Here is a 26,324-nt window from a genome sequence, read left to right on the forward strand (position 1 = left end):
GAACTCCCGGGGCCCTGCGGCGCGTCGAGGGGCGGTCAGGTCGCGAGGACGACCGAGATCAGGGCGACCAGGCCGGCCAGCGTGGGGGCGATGACCCACCAGCACCAGGTGGCCTGCACCTCGCCGGCCGCGCCGGGGTCGCCGGCGTGGCGCTCGGCCTGCTCCTGCAGGTTGGCGACCACGGCGTCGGACCAGGCGCGGGTGGGGTCGAGCTGGTCGGGGCGCGGGAGCTTGCCGTTGCGCGCGGCGGGCAGGTGCGGGTCGCCCGCGGCGGCTGCCCGGGCGGCCTTGCGGGTGGCCTTCTTGCGCTGGCGCAGCGAGACGGGGACCGCCCAGACCTGGAACTTGCGTCCGCCGGCGAAGAGTTCGACCGAGTAGCCGGCCCTCAGCCCCTCCACGGTGGCCCACGGCGCGACCACGGTGCGCAGCGGGTTGCGGACCAGCAGCCGCTGGTCGTTGGACTTCACCACGGGCCGCAGCGTGTAGGCGGCCACCGGGAAGCCGAAGACGGGCGCGGCGGCGAGCGCCACCCACGGGGTGGCGCCGGTGCCGGAGACGATGGCGTCGATGATCAGCCAGGCGGCGACTCCGAGCAGCATGACGCCCGCGATGACGCCGGGAACGGAGCGGTAGACGCGGTCGGCGTACTTGGGCCCGTCGGCGGCGGACCCCTGGTCGGGTGTCCGGTCGGATTCGGTCATGGCGTCGATTCTGCCCCAGCCGGGGGCCGTCCCCAATGGCGGCGGGGGCACGGGACGGTCACGAATGACCCGTCCCGTGACCTGGGGCGTTCAGGCGGTGCGGCGGCGCAGGGTGGCCGCGCCGACGGCGAGCGCGAGCAGCGCGCTGCCGGCCACCACCGCGAGGTCGGCGAGCACCCGGCCGCTCAGGCCGCTCTCCCGGGTGATCCGGCCCATCGCGTCGACGGCGTAGGACAGCGGCAGCACGTCGGAGACGGCCCGCAGCACGGGGGCCATGTCGGCGCGGGGCACGAACAGCCCGCACAGCAGGAGCTGCGGGAGCAGCACGGCGGGCAGGAACTGGACGGCCTGGAACTCGGTGGCGGCGAACGCGGAGACCAGCAGGCCGAGGGCCATGCCGAGCAGCCCGTCGGCGAGGGCGACGGCGAACAGCAGCCAGGTGGGTCCGGCGACGTGCAGGCCGAGCAGTCCGATGGTGAGGGCGGAGGCGAGCGCGGCCTGCACCAGGGCGACGGCGCCGAACGCGAGGGCGTAGCCGAGCAGCAGGTCGAGCTTGCCGAGCGGCATGGTGAGCAGCCGTTCGAGGGTGCCGGTGGTGCGTTCGCGCAGCATCGCCACCGAGGTGACCAGGAACATCACCATCAGCGGGAAGACGCCGAGCAGTTCGGGGCCGATCCGGTCGAAGGTGCCGGGCTGCCGGTCGTACATGTACTTGAGCAGCACCAGCAGCAGGCAGGGGACGCCGAGCAGCATGGCGACGGTGCGCGGGTCGTGACGGAGCTGGGCGAGGACGCGGCGGGCGGTGGCCAGGGTGCGGCGGGCGGCGGCGCTCATCGGACGGTCTCCTGCGGGTGCTGCACGAGGGTGAGGAAGGCGCTTTCCACGTCGGTCGCGCCGGTGGCGGCGAGCAGCGCGGCGGGGGTGTCGTGGGCGAGCAGCCGGCCGTCGCGCATCAGCAGCAGGCGGTCGCAGCGGGTGGCCTCGTCCATCACGTGGCTGGAGACCAGCAGGGTGGCGCCGGCCGCGGCGAGGGTGCCGAACAGCTGCCAGAGGTCGCGGCGGAGCACCGGGTCGAGGCCGACGGTGGGCTCGTCGAGGACGAGCAGTTCGGGCCGGCCGAGCAGGGCGGCGGCGAGCGAGACCCGGGCGCGCTGGCCGCCGGAGAGCCGGGCGACGGGGGTGCGGCGGTGGGCGTCCAGGCCGACCTGGGCGATCACTCGGTCGGGGTCGGTGCGCGGGGCGCCGAGGACGGCGGCGAAGTGCGCGAGGTTCTCGCCGACCGTCAGGTCGCCGTAGACGGACGGGGCCTGGGTGACGTAGCCGACCCGGTCGCGCAGGGCGGGGTGGCCGGCGGGCCGGCCGAGCACGGTGACGGTGCCGGCGGCGGTGCGCTGCACGCCGACGATGCTGCGCAGCAGGGTGGTCTTGCCGCAGCCGCTGGGGCCGAGCAGGCCGGTGACGGTGCCGCGGGGGACGTCGAGGTCGAGGCCGGGCAGCACGGTGGCGCCGCCGCGCCGGACGACGAGTCCGGTGATCCGGATCGCGGGGTCGCCGGACGACCCCGCCGAGGAATTCATCATGCGATGAATTCTGCGCCGCCCGCCGGACCTCGTCAAGGCTCCGCACACCCGCCGCCGTGACCTGCGTCACCCCTGTCAACCGGACGGGCGGCCCCGTTCGTAGGCAGGGGTAAGCAACCGAACCCGCAAGGAGCCGACCGATGACCGAGGAGGAGTTCACCGAGTTCTACCGCCACTCGGTCCACCGGCTCACCGGCCAGCTGTACGTGGTCACCGGCGACCTGCACGAGGCGCAGGACGTGGTCCAGGAGGCCTTCGTCCGCGCCTGGGGCCACCGCCGCACCCTCGACCGCGACCAGGCCCCGAGGCCTGGGTCCGCACCGTCGCCGGACGCCTGGCGATCAGCCGCTGGCGGCGGGCCCGCACCGCCGCCCGGGCCTGGCGGCGGCACGGCGAACCCGCCGACCTCGCCGGACCGGACCCGGCCTCCGTCGACCTGGCCGCCGCACTGCGCCGCCTGTCGGAGCGCCAGCGGCTGTGCGCCGCCCTGTTCTACGTCTGCGACCTGCCGCTCGCGCAGATCGCCGCCGAGACCGGCATGGCCCCCGGCACCGTCAAGGCCCACCTGTCCCGGGCCCGAACCGCGCTCGTCCAGCAGCTCGACGCCCCCTCCGAGGCCGAGGAGAACATCCGATGACTTCCTCCAGTGACGCGCGCCTGACCGGCGCGCTGCGGGCCGCCGCCGACGCCGCCGCCGCCCGCACCGTCGCGGCCCCGCCCGCGGATCGCCGCCCTCGGCCGGCGGCGCCGCCGGGTCCGGGCGGGCACCGGCGTGGCCGTCACCGCCTGCCTGGCGGTCGCCGTCGGCGCCTCGCTCGCCCCGGCCGGACGCCCGGGCCGGTCGGCCCGGCCGGCGTCCCGGCGGTCACCGGACGGCCGTCGCCGTCGGCCACCCCCGCGCCGACCGCCTCCGTCACCCCCGGGCCGACCCCCTCGCGCTCGCCGGCCGGGAGCCTCCCGCCGCCGTCCGCCTCGCTCTCCTCGCCGCCGCCCGCACCCGGCGGCAGCCCCACCCGGCCCTGAGCCCCGACCGACCAGGACCCCGATGCCCCGCACCCCGCTCGTCGACCACCCGCTGCCCGCCGCCGCCCCGCCGTCCCCGCACCCCGCGCCCGCTCCGCCCGCCCCGGACCTGCCCGCCCGCCTGTGGCGCGCCGTCCGCCCGGCCCTCGCGGTGTACGCGGGCGCACTGGTGCTGCACCTGGCACTGCTGGCCGTGATGATCACCCGGCCCGGCGCCACCCTGACCGACCGGCTCACCGCCTGGGACGCTCGGCACTTCCTGGCGATAGCCGCCGACGGCTACCCCGACGCGTACAGCTGGACCGCGGCCGGGCAGCTCACCGGCAACGACCTGGCGTTCTTCCCGCTGTTCCCGATGCTGGTCCGCGCCGTGCACGCGGTCACCGGCCTGAGCTGGGCCGCCGCCGGGATCCTCACCGCCCACCTGGCCCTGGTCGCCGCCCTGGTGCTGGTCCACCGGCTGGTGAGCCGGCTGTACACCCGGCGCGCCGCCACCGTCGTCCTGGTGCTGCTGGCCGCCGCTCAGCCGATGTCGCTGGTGTTCTTCATGGCGTACAGCGAGTCGCTGTTCCTCGCCGTCGCCGCCGGCACCCTGCTCGCCGCGCACCGCCGGAACTGGGCGGCCGCCGGCCTGTGCGCCTTCCTCGCCGGGCTGACCCGCCCGGCCGGCCTCGCCGTGGTCGCCGCGCTCGCCGTCGCCGCCCTGCTCGAACTGCGCCGCGAACGCCACCTGTCGGCCCGCCCGCTGCTCGCCACCGCGGTGGCCTGCACCAGCACCCCGCTCTACCTGTGGTGGGTCGGCGACCGGCTGGGCGACGCCGACGCCTGGTTCACCGTCCAGGAGGCCGGCTGGAACACCCACTGGGACTGGGGCGCCTCGCTCTGGCAGTTCCTCACCAGCACCCTGCGGACCGGCGAGGGCTGGGTCCCGGTGTCGATCGCCGTCCTGCTGATCGCCCACCTGCTGGGCGCCGCCCCGGCCGTCCGCCGCACCACCTGGCCGCCGCTGCTGGTCTACGGCGCGACGGTGGTGGTGCTGACGCTGGCGCAGAGCAACTACTACCACTGCAAGCCCCGCCTGCTGACGCCCGCGCTGATCTTCCTGCTGCCCGCCGCCCTGGCGCTGTCCCGGGCCCGCCGCTCCACCCGGATCGCCGTCCTCGCCGCCGCGTCCCTGTTCGGCTGCTGGTACGGCGCCTACCTGCTCACCGCCTGGCCCTACGCGATCTGACCCCCCGTCAGGCGGATCCGGTCGGCGGGCTTGACAGCCCGCCGATAAGCGGTGCGGCTGCGGCGGGCCGGTTCGGTACGATTGCGGCGGCCGCACGACAGCTGCGAACGCGTCGCGAACCGGCCCCTCGACACCCGCTCGCGGGCACCGCCGCGTGCCCGCCGGAGAGCATCGGAGTTCCTCAGGATGACTCGGCAGTTGATCACCAGCGCGCTTCCCTACATCAACGGGATCAAGCACCTGGGCAACATGGTCGGGTCGATGCTCCCGGCGGACGTGTACTCCCGTTACCTGCGCCAGCGCGGCCACGAGGTGCTGTACATCTGCGCCACCGACGAGCACGGCACGCCGGCCGAACTGGCCGCCCAGGAGGCCGGGCTGCCGGTCGCCGAGTTCTGCGCCCGCGCGCACGACCAGCAGAAGGCCATCTACGACGGCTTCCAGCTGTCCTTCGACTGGTTCGGCCGCTCCTCCTCGCCGCAGAACCGGGAGATCACCCAGGAGATCGCCCGCGAGCTGCACGCCAACGGCTTCATCGAGGAGCGGGCGATCCGCCAGGTCTACTCGATCGCCGACAACCGCTTCCTGCCCGACCGCTACATCGTCGGCACCTGCCCGCACTGCGGCTACGACAAGGCCCGCGGCGACCAGTGCGAGAGCTGCACCCGCGTGCTCGACCCGACCGACCTGCTCGAGCCGCGCTCCGCGATCAGCGGCAGCTCCGAGCTGGAGGTCCGGGAGACCAAGCACCTGTTCCTGCTCCAGTCGAAGCTGACCGACGAGGTCGAGGCCTGGATCGCCGAGCACGGCGACAGCTGGCCGGTGCTGGCCTCCTCGATCGCCCGCAAGTGGCTCACCGAGGGCCTCCAGGACCGCGCCATCACCCGCGACCTCGAATGGGGCGTCCCCGTCCCGGCCGACGTCTGGCCCGAACTGGCCGCCGAGGGCAAGGTCTTCTACGTCTGGTTCGACGCCCCGATCGAGTACATCGGCGCCACCAAGGAGTGGGCCGACGCGACCGGCGGCGACTGGCGCTCCTGGTGGTACGAGGCCGACGACACCGTCCGCTACACCGAGTTCATGGCCAAGGACAACGTCCCGTTCCACACGGTGATGTTCCCCGCCACCATCCTCGGCTCGCGCCAGCCCTGGAAGAAGGTCGACTACGTCAAGGCCTTCAACTGGCTGACGTACTACGGCGGCAAGTTCTCCACCAGCCAGAAGCTCGGCATCTTCACCGACGTCGCCCTCGAACTGCTGCCCGCCGACTACTGGCGCTACTACCTGATGGCGAACGCCCCCGAGTCCGACGACTCCAGCTTCACCTGGGACCTGTTCGCGGCCACCGTCAACAAGGACCTCGCCGACACCCTCGGCAACTTCGTCAACCGCGTCCTCTCCTTCAGCCGCAAGCGCTTCGGCGACGAGGTCCCGGCCGGCGCCGAGAACAGCGAGACCGAGACGGCCCTCGGCGCGCAGATCGCCGAACTCCTCGCCGAGTACGAGACCCAGCTCGACGCGCTCAACTTCCGCAAGGCCGCGCAGGCGCTGCGCGCGCTCTGGTCGGCCGGCAACTCCTACCTCGACGTCACCGCGCCCTGGACGCAGATCAAGACCGACCCGGAGGCCGCGGCCCGCACCCTGCGCACCGCGATCAACCTGATCCACCTGTACTCGGTGGTCTCCGAGCCGTTCATCCCGACCTCGGCCCGCACCATCCGCGAGTCCTTCGCGCTGGACGGCGACACCCGCACCTGGATCACCGCCGACGAGGCCCGCGCGCTCTCCCTCGTCCCGGCCGGCACCGGCTTCACCGTGCCGCCGGTGCTCTTCGCCAAGATCACCGACGAGGACCTGGCCGCCTGGACCGAGCGCTTCGGCGGCGGCGAGGCCTGACCCCCCGTCAGCCCGCCAGGTACCCCTGGACGGTGCGGCCCAGCAACGGGACCAGCACCTCCGGGGGTGCCGAGGCGAGCGGCTCCACCGCGATCACGTAGCGGGCCATCGCCAGGCCCACGACCTGCGACATCACCAGCTCCACCCGCAACTCCGGCTGCTCCACGTCCAGCCGGGCCGCCACCCGGTCGACCAGCTCGGTCACCATGAACGACCGCATCAGCGCCGCGACCTCCTCGCTCGCCGCGGCCGTCCGCACCAGCGCCAGCAGCCGCTCGCGCACCGCGGGCTGCTCCCACAGCCCCACCACGAACGCCGCCACCCGCTCCCCGACCGTCGCCGGGTCGCCCCCGAACACGTCCTCGACCACCGCCCGCGGCTCGAACGGGAACTCCAGCGCGGCCATGAACAGGCGGTCCTTGCTGCCGAAATAGTGGTGCAGCAGCGCCGCGTCCACCCCCGCCGCCCGGGCGATCGCCCGCATGCTGGCCTTCTGGTAGCCGCGCGCCGCGAATTCGGCCCGCGCCGCGACCAGCACCACCCCCCGCGTATCCCCACCCCCGGGCCGCCGCCCCCTCGCCTTTTCACTCACGCAGCCATGGTGCACCACCAGGGGCTCGGGGAACGGCGAGGCCATGTCTGCTGGCGTTCAACAGGGCGCTGGGCGTTCCGCCGTTTCGGCTCCCCGCCGTAAGGCCCGCCGCAGCCACGACCAACCGCTGTCTCCGACCATCCGCAGACACGGCGCCGCCGTTCCCCGGGCCCCTGAATGTTCTCCCCCCGCCTATCATTCGCCTACGCGCGTAGATATGCTGGTCTGGTGACTATGTCCACTCTTGCAGCCAACGCCCCCGGCGCCACGGGCGGCGGCCTCGCGGACGTCGCGGCGTCCGAGGCCACCTTGCGCCGCTTCCTGCACGGCCTGCCCGGGGTCGACCAGGTGGGCCTGGAGTCGCGCGCAGCGACTCTCGGTACGCGGTCGATCAAGACCACCGCCAAGGCCTTCGCCATCGATCTCGCCATCTCGATGATCGACCTGACCACCCTGGAGGGCGCGGACACGGTCGGCAAGGTCCGCTCGCTGTGCGCGAAGGGCCTGAGCCCGGATCCCAGCGACCGCACCGCCCCGCAGGTCGCGGCGATCTGCGTCTACCCGGACATGGTCGCCACCGCGAAGGACGCGTTGCGCGGCAGCGGGATCCAGGTGGCGTCGGTGGCCACCGCGTTCCCGTCCGGCCGGGCCGGCATGCCGGTGAAGCTGGCGGACACCGCGGAGGCGGTGGCCGCGGGCGCCGACGAGATCGACATGGTGATCGACCGGGGCGCGTTCCTGTCCGGCCGGTACCTGGAGGTCTTCGAGGAGATCCGCGCCGTCAAGGAGGCGTGCAGGCGCCCGGACGGCAGCGCCGCCCACCTGAAGGTGATCTTCGAGACGGGTGAGCTGCAGACGTACGACAACGTCCGCCGGGCGTCCTGGCTGACGATGATCGCGGGTGCGGACTTCATCAAGACGTCCACCGGCAAGGTCGCGGTGAACGCGACTCCCCCGGTGACGCTGCTGATGCTGGAGGCGGTGCGGGACTTCCGCGCGGCGACCGGCACCCAGGTCGGGGTGAAGCCGGCCGGCGGCATCCGCACCACCAAGGACGCGATGAAGTACCTGGTGATGGTGAACGAGACGCTGGGCGACGACTGGCTGAGCCCGCACTGGTTCCGGTTCGGGGCGTCCAGCCTGCTGAACGACCTGCTGATGCAGCGCCAGAAGCTCCGCACCGGCCGGTACTCCGGTCCCGACTACGTGACGGTGGACTGACCACGATGGCGAAGACCAACAAGAAGACCGAGGCCGAGCAGCCCGTGCAGCCCGCGAAGGCCTCCGGCCTGTTCGAGTACGCCCCGGCTCCGGAGTCCCCGGCCGCCGCGGGCGAGATCGCGACGTCCTACGGCCACTTCATCGGCGGCCGGTTCGTCGACTCCTCCGGTTCGGAGGCGCTGAAGACCGTCAACCCGGCGACCGAGCAGGTGCTGGCGGAGTTCGCGCAGGGCACCGAGGAGGACGTGGACCGGGCGGTGCAGGCCGCGCGGAAGGCGTTCGCCGACTGGTCGTCGCTGCCGGGCAGCGAGCGCGCCAAGTACCTGTTCCGGATCGCCCGGATCGTGCAGGAGCGCAGCCGCGAGCTGGCGGTGCTGGAGTCGATCGACAACGGCAAGCCGATCCGGGAGACCCGTGACGTCGACCTGCCGCTGGTCGCCGCGCACTTCTTCTACTACGCGGGCTGGGCCGACAAGCTCGACTTCGCCGGTTTCGGGCCGAACCCGCGTCCGCTGGGTGTCGCCGCGCAGGTGATCCCGTGGAACTTCCCGCTGCTGATGCTGGCGTGGAAGGTCGCCCCGGCGCTGGCCACCGGCAACACGGTGGTGCTGAAGCCGGCCGAGACCACGCCGCTGACGGCTCTGCGGTTCGCCGAGATCTGCCGCCAGGCGGGTCTGCCGGACGGCGTGGTGAACATCGTCACCGGTGACGGCCGGACCGGCGCGGCGCTGACCGCGCACCCGGACGTGAACAAGGTCGCCTTCACCGGCTCCACCCCGGTGGGCCGGTCGATTGCCAAGCAGCTGGCCGGCACCCGCAAGAAGCTGAGCCTGGAGCTGGGCGGCAAGGCCGCGAACATCGTGTTCGACGACGCGCCGCTGGACCAGGCCGTCGAGGGCATCGTCAACGGCATCTTCTTCAACCAGGGCCACGTGTGCTGCGCGGGCAGCCGCCTGCTGGTGCAGGAGTCGGTGCAGGACGAGCTGCTGGACGCGCTGAAGCGCCGGATGGGCACCCTGCGGGTCGGCGACCCGCTGGACAAGAACACCGACATCGGCGCGATCAACTCGGCCGCGCAGCTGGCCCGGATCACCGAGCTGGCCGCGGCGGGCGAGCAGGAGGGCGCCGAGCGCTGGGCGCCGGAGTGCGAACTGCCGGGCGCGGGCTACTGGTTCCGTCCGACGCTGTTCACCGGCGTCTCGCAGGCGCACCGGATCGCCCGCGAGGAGATCTTCGGGCCGGTGCTGTCGGTGCTGACCTTCCGCACCCCCGCCGAGGCGGTGGAGAAGGCCAACAACACCCCGTACGGACTGTCCGCGGGCATCTGGACGGAGAAGGGCTCGCGCATCCTGTGGATGGCGAACCGGCTCCGGGCGGGCGTGGTGTGGGCGAACACCTTCAACAAGTTCGACCCGACCTCGCCGTTCGGCGGGTACAAGGAGTCCGGTTACGGCCGCGAGGGCGGCCGCCACGGTCTGGAGCCCTACCTGAATGTCGAGGCCCTCGATGTCTGAGCAGACTGTCCGACTGGACATCTTCAAGACCTACAAGCTGTACGTCGGCGGGAAGTTCCCGCGCTCGGAGAGCGGGCGGGTGTACGAGGTGCAGGACCCGAAGGGCCAGTGGCTGGCCAACGCCCCGCTGGGGACCCGCAAGGACACCCGGGACGCGGTGCTGGCAGCCCGCGCGGCGGTGAAGGGCTGGTCGGGCACGACCGCGTACAACCGCGGGCAGGTGCTGTACCGGGTGGCCGAGATGCTGCAGGGCCGCCGTGAGCAGTTCGTGGCCGAGGTGGCCGCGGCCGAGGGGCTGGGCGCCAAGAAGGCGGCGACGCTGGTGGACGCGGCGATCGACCGCTGGGTCTGGTACGCGGGCTGGACCGACAAGGTCGCGCAGGTCGCGGGCGGCGCCAACCCGGTGGCGGGGCCGTTCTTCAACCTGTCCACCCCGGAGCCGACCGGCGTGGTCGGCGTGGTCGCCCCGCAGGCCGGCCACGGCTTCTCGCTGCTGGGCCTGGTGTCGGTGGTCGCCCCGGCGATCGCCACCGGCAACACGGTCGTGGTGGCGCTCGCCGAGCGGGCCCCGCTGCCGGCGCTGTCGCTGGGCGAGGTGCTCGCCACCTCGGACGTGCCGGGCGGCGTGGTCAACCTGATCTCCGGCCGGACGGCCGACATCGCCCCGACGCTGGCCTCCCACCAGGACGTCAACGCGCTCGACCTGGCCGGTGCGATCGACCGGGACGGCCCCGGCGCGGCGGCGGCCCTGGAGGCGTCGGCGGCGGATACATTGAAGCGAGTGGTCCGGCCGGCCGCCGACCCGTCCGCCGAGGACTGGACGGCTGCTCCCGGCACCCGGCGACTGCTCTCCTTCCTGGAGACCAAGACGGTCTGGCACCCGATGGGCATCTAGCCCGCCCGACCGGCCAACTCCACACAGACCGGCCGTCCTCAGCGCCCCTACCCCCCCCGGGGCCCGGGCGGCCGCGACGGGCCCGCACTTCTCCCCCCTGGTGCGGGCCCGTCCTCATGCCCTCCGGCTCCCGAAAGGGGCCGACCGGCGGGTTACGAGCAGCCCGTCGGATGCCTCAGACTGGTATCTCGTGAGTGACTCCCCGCTGAACCGCCGACCGATATCCCGCGTCATCCTGCTGTCGGGCCCCTCGGGGTCGGGGAAGTCCTCGCTGGCCGAGCGCAGCGGCCTGCCGGTGCTGCAGCTCGACGACTTCTACAAGGACGGCGACGACCCGACGCTGCCGCAACTGCCGGACGGCGGCGGCCCGGACTGGGACTCGCCGGACTCCTGGCACGGCGAGCAGGCGCTGGCGGCGATCCGCACGCTGGCGTTCGAGGGGCGGGCCGAGGTGCCGGTGTACTCGATCCCGGCGAACGGCCGCTCCGGCAGCCACGGGCTCGTCCTGGACGGCGCGGCGGCGTTCGTCGCGGAGGGCATCTTCGCGGCCGAACTGGTGCGCCGCTGCGAGGCGGAGGGCCTGCTCGGCGACGCGCTGTGCCTGCGCAACAAGCCGTCCACCACGGCCTGGCGGCGCTTCCGCCGGGACGTCCGGGAGGGCCGCAAGTCGATCCCGTACCTGCTGCGCCGCGGCTTGCGGCTGATGCGCGCCGAGCGCGGCATCGTCGCCCGGCAGGTCGAACTGGGCTCGTACGCCTGCTCCGGGGTCGAGGCGGGCCGGCGGATCGCCTCGGTGGCCCGGCAGCTGCCCGCCGAACTGGTCTGACGGACGCCGGAGCGAGGGGGAACGGCCGTGGGTGAGCGCTGGCTGGTGGCGGGGCTGGGCAATCCGACCCGCCGGTACGCGGGAACCCGGCACAACGCGGGCTTCCTGGTCGCGGACCGGCTGGCCGAGCGGCACGGCGCCCGCTGGCGCGGGCTGACCACCCGGACCGCCTCGTTCGAACTGGACGGCCGGACGGTGCTGCTGGCCGAGCCGCTGTGGTCGATCAACCTGTCGGGGCGCCCGGTCGCGGCGCTGCTGCGCCGTCACGGGGTGCCGGTGGAGCGGCTGGTGGTGGTCCAGGACGACCTGGACTTCCCGTTCGGCGCGGCCCGGTTGAAGCGCGGCGGCGGCCCGGGCGGCCACCACGGCGCCCGGTCGGTGCACAAGGCGCTGGGCACGGCCGACTACGCGCGGCTGCGGGTGGGCGTGGGCCGGCCGCCGAAGGGCACCCGGGTCGACCACTGGGTGGTGCAGGAGTTCTCCGCCGAGGAGCGGGAGCGGATGCCGGAGCTGCTGGACCGCTGCGCGGACGCCGTGGAGACCCTGGTGCGACGCGGACCGAACCGCGCCCAGGACGTGCTGCACACCGCCGACGCACGCTGACCCGCCGTCAACCCGGGGCGTCAACCGCGGTCTTCACCCGGCTCCGCCGCCCGTACGGGCCGGAAAGGACGGAGGCGGGCCCCGGTGCTTTCTCCCCCGCACCGGGACCCGCCTGCGCCTGCGGTGCCGGACAGCCCCCGGCGGCCCGCTCCCCCGAGCGGTCCGCCGATGCCCTTCACCTTCCCCACCACCCGTCCCCCCGACGGGAGTCCTGTGTGCTCAGGCGACCAGCTCGCCGAAGGCGTGCACGGTGTCGCCGGAGCGGTTGAGCTGCTCGTCCTCGCGCATCCGGCGCAGCGCGCGCCAGATGGAGCTCTTCACGGTGCCGACGCTGATGCCGAGGATGTCGGCGATCTCCGGGTCGGTGCGGCCCTCGTAGTAGCGCAGCACGAGCATGGTGCGCTGGTTCTCGGGCAGCTTGGCGAGCGCCTGCCAGAGCACGGTGCGCAGCTCGGTGCCGCCCATCGCGTCGGTGTCGCCGGCGTGCTCGGGGAGTTCCTCGGTCGGGTACTCGTTGACCTTGCGGCGGCGCCAGGCGGAGATGTGCAGGTTGGTCATGGTGCGGCGGAGGTAGCCGCCGACCGCGGCCTTGTCGGTGATCCGGCCCCAGGCGCGGTAGGTCGAGAACAGCGCGGACTGCAGCAGGTCCTCGGCCTCGTAGCGGTCGCCGGTCAGGTGATAGGCGGTGGCGTACAGGGAGGCGCGGCGCTCGCGGACGTACGCGGTGAACTCGGCGATGTCGCGTGCCTCGTCCTTCGCGGCGGCCGGGAGCTCCCCCTGCGCGCCTCCCTGTTCGGCCTGTTCCCCTCGGAAGGTCTGCGGCGCGAGCCGCAGCATCCGTCCCGCGGCGGGGCTGCCGGGATTGGCGCCGGCCGTCCTGCCGTGGGTGGTGTCCCCGCCCCTGGTCCCCACAACCGGGCGGCGGGTTCCGGCGCTGTGCGCGCACCCCCGTACGAGTACGGCGCCGGTGTTCTCCTCCTCGTGACGCGGCCGGTTGGTGCCCAGCACGGCTGCACGCGGCCCGGCGTTTCGGGTCGTCAGCGTTGCGGTCATCGGGCACCCCCATGGTCGGTACGAGCGGTTCCTTGCTCCGCCGCTCCGGGGCGGGCCCGGCTGCGGCGACAAGGAAAATCCTGCCGGTCGCTCGTCATGGCGGTGTCTGTCGACTGTCACAGGGCTGTCACAAGGGCGCCCGGTCGGGGGGCAGTCGCCGGCTCCGTGTCGGCAGACGCCGGAGCGGGCCGGTCCGGTTCCCGGGTGGCCGAGGATCACCCGGGTGGGTGCTTCCGGGGTCCGGGTGGGTCACAATGACCTCCGTGTCTTTCCTGCTTCTGATCGAGGACGACGACGCCATTCGCACCGGCCTCGAACTCGCCCTCACCCGCCAGGGTCACCGGGTCGCCTCCGCCGCGTCCGGCGAGGACGGTCTGCGCCTGTTCAAGGAGCAGCGTCCCGATCTGATCGTGCTCGACGTGATGCTGCCGGGCATCGACGGCTTCGAGGTGTGCCGGCGGATCCGGCGCACCGACCAGCTGCCGATCATCCTGCTGACGGCGCGCTCCGACGACATCGACGTGGTGGTCGGCCTGGAGTCCGGCGCCGACGACTACGTGGTGAAGCCGGTGCAGCCGCGGGTGCTGGACGCCCGGATCCGCGCCGTGCTGCGGCGCGGTGAGCGGGAGAGTTCGGACTCGGCCGCGTACGGCGGCCTGGTGATCGACCGTTCGGCGATGACCGTGACCAAGGACGGCCAGGACCTCCAGCTGACCCCGACCGAGCTGCGGCTGCTGCTGGAGCTGAGCCGCCGCCCCGGGCAGGCGCTGTCCCGCCAGCAGCTGCTGCGGCTGGTGTGGGAGCACGACTACCTGGGCGACTCCCGCCTGGTGGACGCGTGCGTGCAGCGGCTGCGGGCGAAGGTCGAGGACGTGCCGTCCGCGCCGACGCTGATCCGTACCGTGCGCGGGGTGGGCTACCGTCTGGACCCGCCCGCGTGACGTCTCCCTTCTGCCTGGTGAGCCCTTTTTGACAGAGCATCAGTCCGCGCCGCGCCGGGTCCGTTCGGCGTCTCGGCGGCGGCTCAGTTCCCTGCGGGTCCGGCTGATCGCGGTGTTCGCCGCGGTCGCGCTGGTCACCGCGGTGTCCGCCTCCGGGATCGCCTACTGGCTGAACCGCGACGCGGTCCTCAAGCGCGCCCAGAACGCCTCGCTGAACGACTTCCGGGGCTCGCTGACCCGCAACGTCTCGGAGCTCCCGCTGCACCCCGGCTGCCAGGACCTGGCCGCGCTGGCGGTGAAGGTGGCGAGCTCCGGCCTGGCGTACGACGTGGTGGTGGTCGACGAGTCGCTGCCGGGCTGCGTCGCCTCGTCCGACCCGATCGCGTTCACCGTCAAGCAGGTGCCGCCGGCGCTGGTCACCGCGGTCAACAAGCCGCGCGAGACCGGCCCGGGCAACCCGTACGCGTACCACCTGTACTGGCAGCGGGTGAACCTGGCCGGGCCGTACGTGGTCGGCGGGACGAAGGTGGTGCCGGACGGGCCGACCGCCTACATGTTCAAGTCGCTGCAGAACGAGCGCGCCGACCTGAACACCCTCGGCTGGTCGCTGGCGATCGCCACGCTGCTGGCGCTGGTCGGCTCGGCGCTGCTGGCGCAGGCCGCGTCGGCGACGGTGCTGCGGCCGGTGCGCCGGCTGGGCGACGCCGCCCGCCGGCTCGGCGAGGGCAAGCTGGACACCCGGCTGGACGTCGAGGGCAACGACGAACTCGCCGACCTGGCACGGACGTTCAACCGCACCGCGGAGTCGCTGTCGGACCAGGTGGCGGAGCTGAGCGCGCGCGAGGCGCAGTCCCGGCGGTTCGTCGCCGACATGTCGCACGAGCTGCGCACCCCGCTGACCGCGATGACCGCCGTCACCGACATCCTGGAGGACGAGGCCGACTCGCTCGATCCGATGATCGAGCCGGCGGTGCGGATCGTGGTCTCGGAGACCCGCCGGCTGTCCGACCTGGTGGAGAACCTGATGGAGGTGACCCGGTTCGACGCGGGCACCGCCAAGCTGGTCGCCGACGAGGTCGACATGGCGGACCTGATCATGTCCTGCATCGACGGCCGGGCCTGGTACGACGCGGTCGAACTGGACGCCCCGCGCGGCATCCTGGCGGTCGTCGACCCGCGCCGGCTGGACGTGGTGTTCGCCAACCTGATCGGCAACGCGCTCAAGCACGGCGGCTCGCCGGTGAAGGTGAAGGTCCGTCAGGACGACGACGCCCGCACCGTGGTGGTGTCGGTCTCCGACGGCGGCCCCGGCATCCCGGAGGACGTGCTGCCGCACGTGTTCGACCGCTTCTACAAGGCCGACAAGGGCCGGGCCCGGTCCGAGGGCTCCGGCCTGGGCCTGTCCATCGCCGAGGCCAACGCCCGCATCCACGGCGGCGCCATCACGGCCGCCAACCACCCGGAGGGCGGCGCCGTGTTCACCCTGACCCTGCCGCTCACCCAGCCGCCCGCCGCCGGCCCGGAGGAGGCCCGATGACCGCCCGTCGCCGCCTCGGCGCCGTCCTCCTGCTGGCCGGTTCGACGGTCCTGCTCACCGGCTGCGGCATCCGCCCGACCGCCGTGCCGGTGGACGCGGGGGCGCCCGCCAGCCGCACCGCCTGCCCGGCGTCGGTGCTGATGCCGGTCGCGCCCGCCGCCGCCACGTCCGTCCCGGTGGCCACGCCGGCGCCGACCGGCCGGCCCTCGGCGGGTCCGAGCGCGAGCCCGGCCGCGGCGGCCGCCGTCACGGCGGTGCCGTCGCCGACGGCCTCGGCGCCCGGCGGGGTGTTCGGCGCCCCGTCCGCGAGCCACTGCCCCTGACTCCCGCCGCCGGTGTGCTCCGCGCCGCACCGGCGCGCGGGAACCGGTCCGCTACCGGTCGCGTCCCCCGGAATGTGCACACCACTGCGCGATCCGATCACCCGAACGGGGAGCCGACGGCCGAGCGGGCCGCCGGTCCGGCGGCACCGTACCGGCTGCGGCCGGCGGCCCGGGTGCTGCTCTCCCTCCACCTGCTGGTGCTCGGATGGCTGGCGCTCCGCCCGGTCACGGCGCCCTGGACCGGTCCGCCCAACCTGACGCCGTTCGCCTCGGTGCACGAGGCGATGGCGGCCGGCGGCTTCGCCGCCGTCCGCCGGGTGGTGTCCGGCCTGCTCCCGCTGGCCCCGGTCGGCGTGCTGCTGCCGCTGGCCGTCGGCACCCCGCACCGGGCCTGGGTGCTGTCCTTCCTGCGCACCACCGGCGCGGTGGCGCTGCTCGGCACCGGCCTGGAGATCGTCGAGGGCTGGGCGCCCGGGCACGTGCTGAACGTCGACGACATCCTGCTCGGCACGCTCGGCGCGGCCCTCGCCCACCTGCTGCTGATGCCCGTGCTGCGGGCCTTCGCGGTGCGCCGCCCGGCCGCGTCGCGGCCGCAGCCGGGCCCGCGGCCCGGTGCGGCGGAGGGCCGGGAGGAGGCGCGTCCGCGCCCCGTCCCGGCCCGCGCCCTGAGCGGGCGTCAGGTTCAGCCCTTCAGGTAGGCGCTGCCGTCGACGACCTGCGAGGCGGGCGGCGCGGTGACCGTGACGGGCTTGTCGAAGTCGCTGAAGGTCATGTTGCCCTCGTCGGTGCCGGTGGTGACCAGCGACAGCAGGTAGGGCTGGCCCTCGGCGGCGATGGCGAGCTCGGCGGAGGTGCCGCCGTCCTTGTCGGTGATGATCACGGCCTTGGTGTCGCCGACCTGCTTGGTGCCGGCCTTGGTGCCGGTCATCGGGGTGGCGCTGCCGTCCTCCTCGACGCCGATGTTCTTCAGGGTCTGCAGGCCGAGGTCGCAGAACGCGGTCAGCTCCTTGGCGCGGACCGCGTCGGCCTGGGCGCTCAGGTACTTGCCGCTCAGGGCCGCGCCCTTGCCCGGGGCGACGGAGTTCAGGAACGTGGCGTCCGGCTTCAGCCACACCGTGGTGCCCTTGCGCAGCAGTTCGACCTTGCCCTGGCCCGCCAGCGTGACGGTGCCGGCGCAGTTGCCGGTGCCGTCCTCGGCGACCTCGCCGCTCATGGTGCCGTCGTCGGCCTTCAGCGTGAAGGCCAGCTTGACGGCGGTCACCTTGCTGCCGACGGCCTGCGCCCGCTTGAAGATCTCGTCCACCGGCAGGCTCTCCAGCGAACCGCCCGCCGCGGCGGGCTTCGAGGCCGACGCCGCGGGGGCGGCGGGCGCGGTGGACTTGCCGGTGCCGCTGTCCGGACCACAGGCCGTCAGCCCGGCCAGGGCCAGGGAGGACAGCACGGTCGCGGCCAGCAGGCGGTTCGCACGCATCAGAAACGTTCCTTGTTCGCTCATATGACGATCGGATGCGCGAGTCTGGCAGTCCGGGGTGACAGCACCCCGCACCGCCTCCTCTTCCTTTAACCAGCCTTTACATCCGCCCATACCCGACGGCCCGTCAGAAGTCCGCCGACTCTTCCTCGTCCTCGTCCCCGCGGCCGGCCTCGCCGTCGGCCGTCCCCCCGGTCTTCCCGGATTCCTTCTCGTCGAGGTGGACCACCTGGTCGGCGGGCGGCGGGGTGACCGTCACCGGCGCGCCGAAGTCGCGCAGCAGCATCGAGCCGCTGCTGCCGCCACCACCGAACTGCACCCGCAGCAGGTACGGCTCGCCCTCGGCGGCGACCGCGATCCGCATCGCGTCGCTCGCGTCGTAGTCGAGCGCCAGCTCCTCGGCGGGGTCGCCGGTCCGGTTGCGCAGGACCACCGCGGGCACCCCGCCGACCAGGGTGGTGCCCTCCTTGACCCACTCGCCGGACCGCCCGCCCGCCGTCATCCGGTCGAGCTGACTCATCGTCCGGAAGCCCATGTCGCAGTACTCGATGAGGTCCTTCGCGCTGTCGACGCCGGTCGTCCAGCGGTCGCTCGGGGAGTCCCCGCCGAAGACGGTGTCCATCTTCACCCAGGTCCCCTGGCCGTCGACCAGCAGGTGCACTCCGGTGACCGGGCTCCGGCCGCCGTCCAGGATCGGATCGGAGCCGGTCACGTCCACGGCGCAGTGGCCGCTGCGGTCGACGGCGACCGCGGCGGCGGCGTTGATGCTCTCGGTCGCCAGCCGGTAGCGCATCCGCACGGAGCTCGCGTCCTCCCCGGCCACCCGAGCCTTGGCGATGATCTCGGTCGACGTGAGGGCGGCCAGCCCGTTGCCCGCCGCGGGGTCCGGACCGTCCTCCGCCCCGCAGGCGGTCAGGCCCGCCGCGGCGAGCACGGTCAGGACGAGGGCGGCGGGCAGCCGGTTCACGCGCACGGGAAGAGTCCCCTTGGTTCGGTGACGAAAGATCGAATCGCGCGAGTGTGGCACTGCTTCGCCCTCGAACACCAGTCGGTTTGTCCTTCACCCCGACTTTGCCCGGCTTTGCCCGAAACGGGAGAGACCCCGCGGCCGCTGACGCCCGGTCAGCGCTGGATGCCGAGGGTGATCCGGTAGCCGCCCGCGTCCACCACCTGGTCGGCGGGCGGCGGGGTGACCGCCACCGGCTCGCCGAAGGCGTCGAACCGCATCGCCAGGGCGTTCTTCCCGCCCTGGTCCACCGACAGCAGGTACGGCGGGCCGTCGGCGGCGATCGCCACCGTCCCCGGCCCGCCCTGCCCGGCGCCCCCGCCCGGGTGGAAGCCGAGGATCACCGCCCGGGTACCGCCCACCGGCCGGACCGCGGTGCGGCTCCACTCCACCGCGTCGGCCGGCTTCAGCGGCCCGCCGTCGGTCGCGAACCTGAGCACCGCGTCGCAGTACCCGGCGTACAGCCCGCCGAGCAGGCCGGCGTTGGTCAGCCACTTGTCGGCCAGCTCGGGGCCGGCGTCCGGCACCATGGCCCGCAGCATCGCGGCGGGCGGCTTCACCCACACCGTGCCGCCCTGCCGCCGCACCTCCGCGTCGACGCCGCCCTGGGACACCGTCCCCGAGCAGGCGCCGTTCCGGTCCACCGAGAGCGCGTACTCGAGCGTCCCCGACTCCTGCTCCAGCCGGACCGTCCCGCGGAGCGAGGTCAGGCCCGCGTCCGCCTCCCGCGACTTCGCCACGATCTGATCCGGCGTCAGGTTCTCCAGCCCGCTGCCGGCCCCCGCGGCGGCCTCCGGGTCGGCGCCTGGGTGCGGGTCGCAGGCCGCCACCGACACCACCCCGGCCATCCCCAGCACGACCAGCCCCACCAGCGCCGTCGTGGCCGGCCACTGTCTCGCCCGCATCGCCCGTCCCCCTCGCTCGTCCGCCGGTGATCCGGTCGTTCTCCGACGTTTCCGGTCGTTCTCCGACGATTTCCGGTCGCGCGAGTCTCCCAGCCCGCCCCGGCCGGGCACCAGCGTTACCGGCGGTTCGAACAAGCACCGTTACCCAACGGTCCGGCAGCCAATCTCGGGGTCCGCCCCGGAGTGGACCCCGAGGCCGGTGTCCACCCGCACGGGGAGGGCCTCCGGGTCCGAATCGGCACCACGGTGGACGGAAAACCGCAGGTCGCGGCGGGAGGATGGAGTCAGCCCGGTCGGACCGCCCGAACCGGCAGCACTCCTCGGAGGAGAAGATGAGCGTCCTCGCCCGTCCCCGTCACCACCGCATCATCGGCGGCGTCTGCGCCGGCATCGCCCAGCGTTTCGGGTTCACCCCGTGGACGGTCCGGACCATCTTCCTGGTGTCCTGCCTGCTGCCCGGCCCGCAGTTCCTGATCTACCTGGCCCTGTGGCTGCTGCTCCCGCAGGAGCCGTGACCCGCCCCGCCCGGAGCGACCGAACCCGGCCGGACCATGCCGAAGGGGCCGTCCCGCAGTGCGGGACGGCCCCTTCGGGCTCTGCTGCTGCGCGCCTTGACGCGGCGTCAGCCGCCCAGGCCGGGCAGGCCCGGCAGGCCGGGGGCGCCGCCACCGGTCGGGGTCAGGCCGCTCAGGGTGCCGACCACGCTGCCGACCGGGGTCTTGGCCAGGCCCTGGCCGCCGGGGATGGCGTCCAGGCCGCCCACCCGGGGGGCCGCCTCGGCCGCGGGCACGGCCTTCGGGTCGACCCCGCCCGGGCCGACGTGCTCGGCGACCGGCTGGGCCTGCTCGGAGGCGGCCGAGGCGGCGCCCGGGGCGGCGTTGCCCGCGGCCGGGTTGAGCGCGCCGGTCACGGTGCCGAGCTGGTCGGCGCCGGGCAGCTTGCTCACGGCACCGGTGGCGGCACCGGTCACGCCCGGGTTGGTGAGCGCGCCGGTCGGCAGTCCGAGGCCGCCGGGGGCGACCGGCGCGGCCGAGGCGGTGCCCGCGGCGACAGCGGCGGCGACGACGCCGAGCACGGCGGTGCCGGCGGCCTTCAGAGTGGCCTGCTTCATGTGTGCGTCCTCAGTCCTGGTCGGGGTCGGTGCGGGAAGCGGGCGCCCGGGGAATTCAGGGCACGGCCGTCACACCGAGTCAGCAGTGACCGGCTCACCGTAGTGAGAAGGCTGCTCACCGTTCAAAATCCGACCACTCCCCCGAGTGATAAGTCCGACCATCTCCATGGACGTTGACCACTCGGGGGGACGCCGTCACCGACCGGACGTCAGGCGCGCGGACCGAACAGCCACTCGGCCTTGAGCTCCGCGTAGCCCGGCTTGATCACGTCGTTGATCATCGCCAGCCGCTCGTCGAACGGCAGGAACGCCGACTTCATCGCGTTGACGGTGAACCACTCCAGGTCGCCCAGCGTGTAGCCGAACGCCTCCACCAGGTGCCCGAACTCGCGGCTCATGCTGGTGCCGCTCATCAGCCGGTTGTCGGTGTTGACGGTGACCCGGAACTTCAGCCGCGCGAGCAGCCCGACCGGGTGCTCGGCGTACGAGGCCGCGGCCCCGGTCTGCAGGTTCGAGGTCGGGCACATCTCCAGCGGCACCCGCTTGTCGCGCACGTACGCGGCCAGCCGCCCGAGCTCCACCCGGCCGTCCTCGCCGACCGTGATGTCGTCCACGATCCGCACGCCGTGGCCGAGCCGGTCAGCGCCGCAGCACTGCAGCGCCTCCCAGATCGACGGCAGGCCGAACGCCTCGCCGGCGTGGATCGTGAAGTGGTTGTTCTCGCCCTTGAGGTAGTCGAACGCGGCCTGGTGCCGGGTCGGCGGGTGGCCGGCCTCGGCGCCCGCGATGTCGAACCCGACCACGCCGCGGTCCCGGTGACGGTTCGCCAGCTCGGCGATCTCCTGCGAGCGCGCCGCGTGCCGCATCGCGGTCAGCAGCGTCCCGACCCGGATCCGGTGCCCGCGCGCCCGGGCGTTCGCCTCGCCCAGCCGGAAGCCCTCGTTGACGGCCTCCACCACCTCGTCGAGGCTCAGCCCGCCCTCCAGGTGCTGCTCCGGCGCGTACCGCACCTCGGCGTACACGACGCCGTCCGCCGCGAGGTCCTCCGCACAGTCCGCGGCGACCCGGACCAGCGCGGCCCGGGTCTGCATCACCGCGCAGGTGTGCGCGAACGTCTCCAGGTACCGCTCCAGCGACCCGGAGTCCGCCGCCTCCCGGAACCACTCCCCGAGCGCCTTCGGGTCCGTGCTCGGCAGGTTCCGGTAGCCGCACTCGGCAGCCAGTTCGACGATCGTCTCCGGCCGCAGCCCACCGTCCAGGTGGTCGTGCAGCAGCACCTTCGGCGCCCGGACGATCTGCTCCGACGCGGGAACGCGCGGGGCCGTGGTGCCCGCGTAGCCAGGGATCTGCTTCTCCATTGCCGGAGCATAGCGCCTACGCGCGTAGATCACCTACCGACCCCGCCGCACAGCAGCCACCCGTTCGCTGCCGCGCAGCGGAACGCTGCACTTCGACCTGCTCCCGCGCCACCGAAGCCCACCGCACGGACCCTGACCCCCGGCCCCTCCACGGAGCAGCCGTCCAGCCAGGACGCTGCCGCGCTGCGCAACGAAGCCCAGCCCGGCCGAGCCCCCAACTCCCCGCCACGGAGCAGAACCCCTCACCTCCCGCGCCCACCACGCTGCCGCACTTCGCGCAACGAAGCCCCGGCCCGATCGAGCCCCCCGGAGCGGACCCCGCACCCTCTGCGCGGCGGGCGTTCAGTCGTGGTCCAGGATGCTGCCGCGGCGGGACAGGACGAAGTCGCGGAAGGCTGCTGCCGGCGGGGTGAGGGGGCGGGTGGTGTGCCAGGCGAGGCCGATGGCCCGGCGGGTGCGGGGGGCGGTGACTTCGAGTTCGACGACGCCGGGGCGGGGAACCAGGGACGGGGGCAGGAGGGCGACGCCGAGGCCGGCGGCGACGAGGCCGCGGAGGGTCTCGACCTCCTCGCCCTCGAAGGCGATGCGCGGGGTGAAGCCGGCCTCGGCGCAGAAGCCCTCCATGATGTGGCGCAGCCCGTAGCCCTCCTCGACCGTCACCCAGGTCTCGTTCGCGACCTCGGCGAGGCGGATGCGGCGGCGGCCGGCCAGCCGGTGGTCCGCGGGGACGGTCAGGTAGAGCCGCTGCTCGTCGAGCGGACGGGCCGTCAGGTCGGGCGCGTCCGGGAGCGGGGAGACCAGGCAGAGGTCGAGTTCCCCGGCCCGCAGGCGTTCGAGCATCGCGGCGACGTAGTCCTGCACCAGCTGGAACCGCACCTGCGGGTGCCCGGCCCGGAAGCCGCGGAGCAGGGCGGGCACCGCGTCCGTCCCCATGGTGTGGAGGAAGCCGAACGCGACCCGGCCGGCGGCCGGATCGGCCTCCGCCCTGGCGGCCTCCGCGCCGCGTTCGACCTCGGCGAGGGCCCGTTCGACGGCGTCCAGCAGCAGCCGGCCGGCCCGGGTGAGGCGGACGGTGCGGCCCTGCCGGGCGAGCAGGTCGACGCCGAGTTCGGTCTCCAGTCGGGCGACCGCGCGCGAGAGCGTGGGCTGCGGCATGCCGAGCAGTTGCGCGGCCCGGGTGACGTGCTCCAGCCGGGCGACGGCCGCGAACTCGGCCAACTGCGGTGCGAGGCGCGTCACATCGGTGTCCGGACCGAGCTCCGCGAGGCGGACCGGCGCGGAGCTGCTCTCATGCGTCATGGCATGAATAATGGCTCATTCATGCATTGGACGCATGAACCGGCGCGGTCATAGCGTCGACGTCATGCAGCCCGCCAGTACCGAGGCGTTCGCGCCCGCTCCCGAATCCGTTTCCGTTTCCGACCTGCGCCTGCGCCCGGGCAGCCGGGACTTCCGCCGCGCCAACCTCGCCCTGTTCGCGGCGGGCGTCGCCACCTTCGTCCTGCTGTACTCCACCCAGGGCCTGCTGCCGGTGCTCTCCGCCGACCTCGACCTGACGCCCGGTCAGGCCAGCTGGACGGCCTCCGCGTCCACGCTCGGCCTCGCGCTCGCCCTGCTGCCCGCCAGCGCGCTGTCCGACCGCTACGGGCGCACCGCCGTGATGACGGCCTCCACGCTCGCCGCCGCGGTGCTCGCCCTCGCGCTGCCGTTCGCCCCCGACCTGACCACGCTGGTGGTGCTGCGGGCCGTCCAGGGCGCGGCCCTCGCCGGGCTCCCGGCCACCGCGATGGCCTACCTCGCCGAGGAGGTGCACCCGGCGGCGCTGGCCTCCGCGATGGGCCTGTACGTGGCCGGCAACTCGATCGGCGGGATGGGCGGACGCCTGGTCTCCGGCTGGGCCGCGGCCGCATGGGGCTGGCGCTGGGGCCTGGCCGTCTCGGCGGCGCTCGCACTGCTCGCCGTCCTCGCGTTCCGGCTGCTGATCCCCCGGGCCCGGCACTTCCGGCGGGCGCCGGTGGACGCGCGGGCGCTGGCCGCGACCGTCGCCGGGCACCTGCGCAACCCGCTGCTGCTGCGGCTGTACGCGCTCGGCATGCTGTTCATGGCGGTGTTCGGTGCGGTCTACAACACCGTGGGGTACCGGCTGGTCGCGGCGCCCTTCCACCTGCCGGAGTCGGTCGCCGCGTCGATCTTCGTGGTGTACCTGGTCGGCACGGCGTCCTCCGCCTCCGCGGGCCGGCTGACGGCGCGCTGGGGCCGCCGCGGCACCCTCTACCTGGCGATCACCACCACCACGGCGGGTCTGCTGCTCTCGCTGGCCGGCTCCCTGTTCTGCGCGATCCTGGGCCTGGTCCTGATCACCGCCGGCTTCTTCGCGGGCCACGCCACCGCGTCCTCCGCGGTGGGCCGCACCGCCACCACGGGCCGCGCCCAGGCCTCCGCGCTGTACCTGATCGCCTACTACCTCGGCAACAGCCTCGGCGGCACGATCGGCGCCGACGCCTACCACTCCACCGGCTGGTCCGGCACCGCCGCCGTCGCCCTCACCGCCATGGCCTGCGCGGCCGGCGTCACCCTCTACGCCACCCACCGCGCCACCGCGGCCCGCCGGGCGGTGGCCGTCGATACACTCCGGGCATGAGCGTCGACCCTGCCGCGTTCGCCAGGCTCCGCGAGATCGCCGATCAGCTGCCGCAGGTGCCGGGGATGGGGAAGGTCGAGATCGCGGACGGCCAGATCATCGTGATGTTGTCGCCGGTGAAGCGGCACGAACTCGCGGTCGTTCGCCTTGCTCAGCAGCTCAACGAGCAGCTTCCCCGGACCCACCCGGGCCACCTCGCCCATGGCGGGGCGGATCTGGAGGACCCGGGGCTGGGCCGGCTTCGGAACCCTGACCTGATGGTGTTCCCGGAAGCGGCTCTGGATACGGAGAAGCCCGCGCTGCTGCCCCACCAGGTGCTGATGGTCGTCGAGATCGTCTCGGCGTCCGATCCCGAGAACGACTACCGGGCCAAGGTCGCCGACTACGCCGCCATGGGCATCCCGCTCTACCTGCTGGTGGACCCCCGCAAGGGCACCGGCATCATCCACGACGAGCCGGGCTACGCCCGCCGCACCGATTTCGTCTTCGGGGACGTCATCACCGTCGGCCCCTGGACCCTCGACACCGGCGTCCTGCGCACGTACACCTGACCGGGCGCGCGCAGGACGCCGTGACGACCCGTCAGGCGATCCGGTCGAGGACGATCGGGGCCGGGGTGAACTGCGTGCCCGTCGGGGCGACGGTGATGGCGTCGGTGAGGGATTCGAGGGCGTAGGGGAAGCGCTCGGGGGTGTCGGTGTGGAGGGTGAGGAGGGGCTGGCCGGCGGTGACGGCGTCGCCGGGCTTGGCGTGGAGCTCGACGCCGGCGCCGGCCTGGACGGGGTCCTCCTTGCGGGCGCGGCCGGCGCCGAGGCGCCAGGCGGCGACGCCGACGGCGTAGGCGTCGAGGGCGGTGAGGACGCCGGTCGCGGGGGCGGGGACGACGTGGGTCTCGCGGGCGACGGGCAGGGGCGCGTCGGCGTCGCCGCCCTGGGCGGTGATCATGCGGCGCCAGTGGTCCATCGCGGAGCCGTCGCGGAGCGCGTCGGCCGGGTCCTTGCCGTGGACGCCGGCGGCGGCGAGCATCTCGCGGGCGAGCGCGAGGGTGAGTTCGACGACGTCGGCGGGGCCGCCGCCGGCCAGCACCTCCAGCGACTCGCGGACTTCGAGCGCGTTGCCGGCGGTGAGGCCGAGCGGGGTGGACATGTCGGTGAGCAGGGCGACCGTGGCGACGCCGGCGGAGCGGCCCAACCCGACCATGGTGCGGGCGAGTTCGCGGGCGTCGTCGAGGTTCTTCATGAACGCGCCGGAGCCGACCTTGACGTCCAGGACGAGGGCGCCGGTGCCTTCGGCGATCTTCTTGGACATGATCGAGGAGGCGATCAGCGGGATCGCCTCGACGGTGCCGGTGACGTCGCGCAGGGCGTAGAGCTTCTTGTCGGCGGGGGCGAGGCCGTCGCCGGCGGCGCAGATGACGGCGCCGCAGTCGCGCAGGACGGCGAGCATCTCGTCGTTGGAGAGCAGGGCCCGCCAGCCGGGGATGGACTCCAGCTTGTCGAGGGTGCCGCCGGTGTGGCCGAGGCCGCGGCCGGAGAGCTGCGGGACGGCGGCGCCGCAGGCGGCGACCAGCGGGGCGAGCGGGAGGGTGATCTTGTCGCCGACGCCGCCGGTGGAGTGCTTGTCGGCGGTGGGGACGCCGAGCGAGGAGAAGTCCATGCGCTCGCCGGAGCGGATCATGGCGTCGGTCCAGCGGCTGATCTCACGGGGCGTCATGCCGTTGAGCAGGATGGCCATGGCGAGGGCGGACATCTGCTCGTCGGCGACCTCGCCGCGGGTGTAGGCGTCGATCACCCAGTCGATCTGGGGGTCGGTCAGCTCGCCCCGGTCGCGCTTGGCCCGGATGACGGAGATGGCGTCCATGCAGGTGCTCCAGAGAGTGTGAAATGCGAAGAGTGC

27 protein-coding genes and 1 pseudogene are annotated in these 26,324 nt (G+C 73.8%); 16 read left to right on the forward strand and 12 right to left on the reverse strand.

The window, feature by feature from the left end; all coding sequences use genetic code 11:
• Nucleotides 1-35: 35 nt before the first annotated feature.
• From KCH_RS14765 to KCH_RS14775, 3 genes are all read right to left on the reverse strand, one after another.
• Entirely contained in the window at nt 36-701 is a 666-nt protein-coding gene (locus KCH_RS14765) for a PH domain-containing protein (protein WP_035863308.1), read from the reverse strand.
• Nucleotides 702-791: 90 nt separating this feature from the next.
• On the reverse strand, nt 792-1,535 hold the full coding sequence (locus KCH_RS14770) for an ABC transporter permease (RefSeq protein ID WP_035863310.1): 744 nt from the start codon (nt 1,533-1,535) through the stop codon (nt 792-794).
• Nucleotides 1,532-2,281: an ABC transporter ATP-binding protein gene (locus KCH_RS14775; RefSeq protein WP_051653088.1), complete on the reverse strand. Its 750-nt coding sequence runs from the start codon at nt 2,279-2,281 to the stop codon at nt 1,532-1,534. The genes KCH_RS14770 and KCH_RS14775 overlap by 4 nt, the downstream gene beginning before the upstream one ends.
• Nucleotides 2,282-2,421: 140 nt before the next feature.
• On the opposite strand from KCH_RS14775, the pseudogene KCH_RS39640 reads away from it, so the two are divergent.
• The 4 genes and pseudogenes from KCH_RS39640 to metG all read left to right on the forward strand — a co-directional run bounded on the left by KCH_RS39640 (nt 2,422) and on the right by metG (nt 6,431).
• Nucleotides 2,422-2,918 (forward strand): annotated as a pseudogene (locus KCH_RS39640) (SigE family RNA polymerase sigma factor).
• Nucleotides 2,915-3,304, forward strand: coding sequence for a hypothetical protein (locus KCH_RS14780; RefSeq protein WP_035863312.1), 390 nt, complete (start codon nt 2,915-2,917; stop codon nt 3,302-3,304). The pseudogene KCH_RS39640 and the gene KCH_RS14780 overlap by 4 nt, the downstream one beginning before the upstream one ends.
• A 22-nt stretch (nt 3,305-3,326) precedes the next feature.
• Nucleotides 3,327-4,535, forward strand: coding sequence for a hypothetical protein (locus KCH_RS14785; RefSeq protein ID WP_244305331.1), 1,209 nt, complete (start codon nt 3,327-3,329; stop codon nt 4,533-4,535).
• A gap of 186 nt (nt 4,536-4,721) precedes the next feature.
• Complete coding sequence (metG, locus tag KCH_RS14790) at nt 4,722-6,431, forward strand: methionine--tRNA ligase (RefSeq protein ID WP_035863314.1); 1,710 nt, start codon at nt 4,722-4,724, stop codon at nt 6,429-6,431.
• Between the two features lie 7 nt (nt 6,432-6,438).
• On the opposite strand, the gene KCH_RS14795 is transcribed toward metG, so the two are convergent.
• Nucleotides 6,439-6,972 (reverse strand): TetR/AcrR family transcriptional regulator, encoded by a 534-nt coding sequence (locus KCH_RS14795; protein WP_244305332.1) that lies wholly within the window; start codon nt 6,970-6,972, stop codon nt 6,439-6,441.
• 285 nt (nt 6,973-7,257) lie between these two features.
• On the opposite strand from KCH_RS14795, the gene deoC reads away from it, so the two are divergent.
• The 5 genes from deoC to pth all read left to right on the forward strand — a co-directional run bounded on the left by deoC (nt 7,258) and on the right by pth (nt 12,082).
• Entirely contained in the window at nt 7,258-8,244 is a 987-nt protein-coding gene (gene deoC / locus KCH_RS14800; protein WP_084223624.1) for a deoxyribose-phosphate aldolase, read from the forward strand.
• 5 nt (nt 8,245-8,249) lie between these two features.
• On the forward strand, nt 8,250-9,758 hold the full coding sequence (locus KCH_RS14805) for an aldehyde dehydrogenase family protein (RefSeq protein WP_244305333.1): 1,509 nt from the start codon (nt 8,250-8,252) through the stop codon (nt 9,756-9,758).
• On the forward strand, nt 9,751-10,653 hold the full coding sequence (locus KCH_RS14810) for an aldehyde dehydrogenase family protein (RefSeq protein WP_035863320.1): 903 nt from the start codon (nt 9,751-9,753) through the stop codon (nt 10,651-10,653). Before KCH_RS14805 ends, KCH_RS14810 begins: the two co-directional genes overlap by 8 nt.
• Before the next feature lie 190 nt (nt 10,654-10,843).
• Nucleotides 10,844-11,479 (forward strand): ATP-binding protein, encoded by a 636-nt coding sequence (locus KCH_RS14815; RefSeq protein ID WP_051653089.1) that lies wholly within the window; start codon nt 10,844-10,846, stop codon nt 11,477-11,479.
• A 27-nt stretch (nt 11,480-11,506) separates the two neighbouring features.
• On the forward strand, nt 11,507-12,082 hold the full coding sequence (gene pth / locus KCH_RS14820) for an aminoacyl-tRNA hydrolase (RefSeq protein WP_035863323.1): 576 nt from the start codon (nt 11,507-11,509) through the stop codon (nt 12,080-12,082).
• Between the two features lie 219 nt (nt 12,083-12,301).
• Here the strand turns inward: pth and KCH_RS14825 are convergent, their stop codons facing one another.
• Nucleotides 12,302-13,135: a SigE family RNA polymerase sigma factor gene (locus KCH_RS14825; RefSeq protein ID WP_157032060.1), complete on the reverse strand. Its 834-nt coding sequence runs from the start codon at nt 13,133-13,135 to the stop codon at nt 12,302-12,304.
• 263 nt (nt 13,136-13,398) lie between these two features.
• On the opposite strand from KCH_RS14825, the gene KCH_RS14830 reads away from it, so the two are divergent.
• The 4 genes from KCH_RS14830 (at nt 13,399) to KCH_RS42510 (ending at nt 16,634) form a co-directional block, all read left to right on the forward strand.
• On the forward strand, nt 13,399-14,076 hold the full coding sequence (locus tag KCH_RS14830) for a response regulator transcription factor (protein ID WP_157032061.1): 678 nt from the start codon (nt 13,399-13,401) through the stop codon (nt 14,074-14,076).
• A 28-nt stretch (nt 14,077-14,104) separates the two neighbouring features.
• Nucleotides 14,105-15,613 (forward strand): sensor histidine kinase, encoded by a 1,509-nt coding sequence (locus KCH_RS14835; RefSeq protein ID WP_035863330.1) that lies wholly within the window; start codon nt 14,105-14,107, stop codon nt 15,611-15,613.
• Nucleotides 15,610-15,936, forward strand: coding sequence for a hypothetical protein (locus tag KCH_RS42505; RefSeq protein WP_051653090.1), 327 nt, complete (start codon nt 15,610-15,612; stop codon nt 15,934-15,936). Before KCH_RS14835 ends, KCH_RS42505 begins: the two co-directional genes overlap by 4 nt.
• Before the next feature lie 173 nt (nt 15,937-16,109).
• Nucleotides 16,110-16,634, forward strand: coding sequence for a VanZ family protein (locus tag KCH_RS42510; protein WP_167574059.1), 525 nt, complete (start codon nt 16,110-16,112; stop codon nt 16,632-16,634).
• Here KCH_RS42510 and KCH_RS14850 read toward each other — a convergent pair.
• The 3 genes from KCH_RS14850 to KCH_RS14860 form a co-directional block, all read right to left on the reverse strand.
• The gene (locus KCH_RS14850) at nt 16,619-17,407 is read right to left on the reverse strand and encodes a hypothetical protein (protein WP_035863332.1); all 789 of its coding nucleotides are present in this window, start codon (nt 17,405-17,407) and stop codon (nt 16,619-16,621) included. The genes KCH_RS42510 and KCH_RS14850 overlap by 16 nt on opposite strands.
• Nucleotides 17,408-17,534: 127 nt before the next feature.
• Nucleotides 17,535-18,380 (reverse strand): hypothetical protein, encoded by an 846-nt coding sequence (locus KCH_RS14855; protein ID WP_035863334.1) that lies wholly within the window; start codon nt 18,378-18,380, stop codon nt 17,535-17,537.
• Between the two features lie 149 nt (nt 18,381-18,529).
• Entirely contained in the window at nt 18,530-19,318 is a 789-nt protein-coding gene (locus KCH_RS14860) for a hypothetical protein (protein ID WP_157032062.1), read from the reverse strand.
• Between the two features lie 332 nt (nt 19,319-19,650).
• Here KCH_RS14860 and KCH_RS14865 point away from each other — a divergent pair, with 332 nt between their 5' ends.
• A complete protein-coding gene (locus KCH_RS14865; RefSeq protein WP_035872136.1) occupies nt 19,651-19,833 on the forward strand; it encodes a PspC domain-containing protein in 183 nt (60 codons plus the stop codon).
• 107 nt (nt 19,834-19,940) lie between these two features.
• Here the strand turns inward: KCH_RS14865 and KCH_RS14870 are convergent, their stop codons facing one another.
• The 3 genes from KCH_RS14870 to KCH_RS14880 form a co-directional block, all read right to left on the reverse strand.
• Nucleotides 19,941-20,429, reverse strand: a complete 489-nt coding sequence (locus KCH_RS14870) for a hypothetical protein (protein ID WP_035863339.1) — start codon at nt 20,427-20,429, stop codon at nt 19,941-19,943.
• A gap of 209 nt (nt 20,430-20,638) precedes the next feature.
• Complete coding sequence (locus KCH_RS14875) at nt 20,639-21,787, reverse strand: adenosine deaminase (protein ID WP_035863340.1); 1,149 nt, start codon at nt 21,785-21,787, stop codon at nt 20,639-20,641.
• A gap of 342 nt (nt 21,788-22,129) precedes the next feature.
• Nucleotides 22,130-23,086 carry a LysR family transcriptional regulator gene (locus KCH_RS14880; RefSeq protein WP_035863343.1) on the reverse strand — a complete coding sequence of 319 codons (957 nt, stop codon included), beginning with the start codon at nt 23,084-23,086 and terminating at the stop codon, nt 22,130-22,132.
• 64 nt (nt 23,087-23,150) lie between these two features.
• Between KCH_RS14880 and KCH_RS14885 the strand changes: the two genes are divergently transcribed.
• Entirely contained in the window at nt 23,151-24,428 is a 1,278-nt protein-coding gene (locus KCH_RS14885) for an MFS transporter (RefSeq protein ID WP_035863346.1), read from the forward strand.
• Nucleotides 24,425-24,979: a Uma2 family endonuclease gene (locus KCH_RS14890; RefSeq protein ID WP_035863348.1), complete on the forward strand. Its 555-nt coding sequence runs from the start codon at nt 24,425-24,427 to the stop codon at nt 24,977-24,979. The genes KCH_RS14885 and KCH_RS14890 overlap by 4 nt, the downstream gene beginning before the upstream one ends.
• Before the next feature lie 31 nt (nt 24,980-25,010).
• On the opposite strand, the gene KCH_RS14895 is transcribed toward KCH_RS14890, so the two are convergent.
• Nucleotides 25,011-26,288 carry a thymidine phosphorylase gene (locus tag KCH_RS14895; protein WP_035863350.1) on the reverse strand — a complete coding sequence of 426 codons (1,278 nt, stop codon included), beginning with the start codon at nt 26,286-26,288 and terminating at the stop codon, nt 25,011-25,013.
• Between the last annotated feature and the right edge of the window lie 36 nt (nt 26,289-26,324).

The sequence above is a fragment of the Kitasatospora cheerisanensis KCTC 2395 genome, assembly GCF_000696185.1.
Taxonomy (GTDB): Bacteria; Actinomycetota; Actinomycetes; order Streptomycetales; family Streptomycetaceae; genus Kitasatospora; species Kitasatospora cheerisanensis.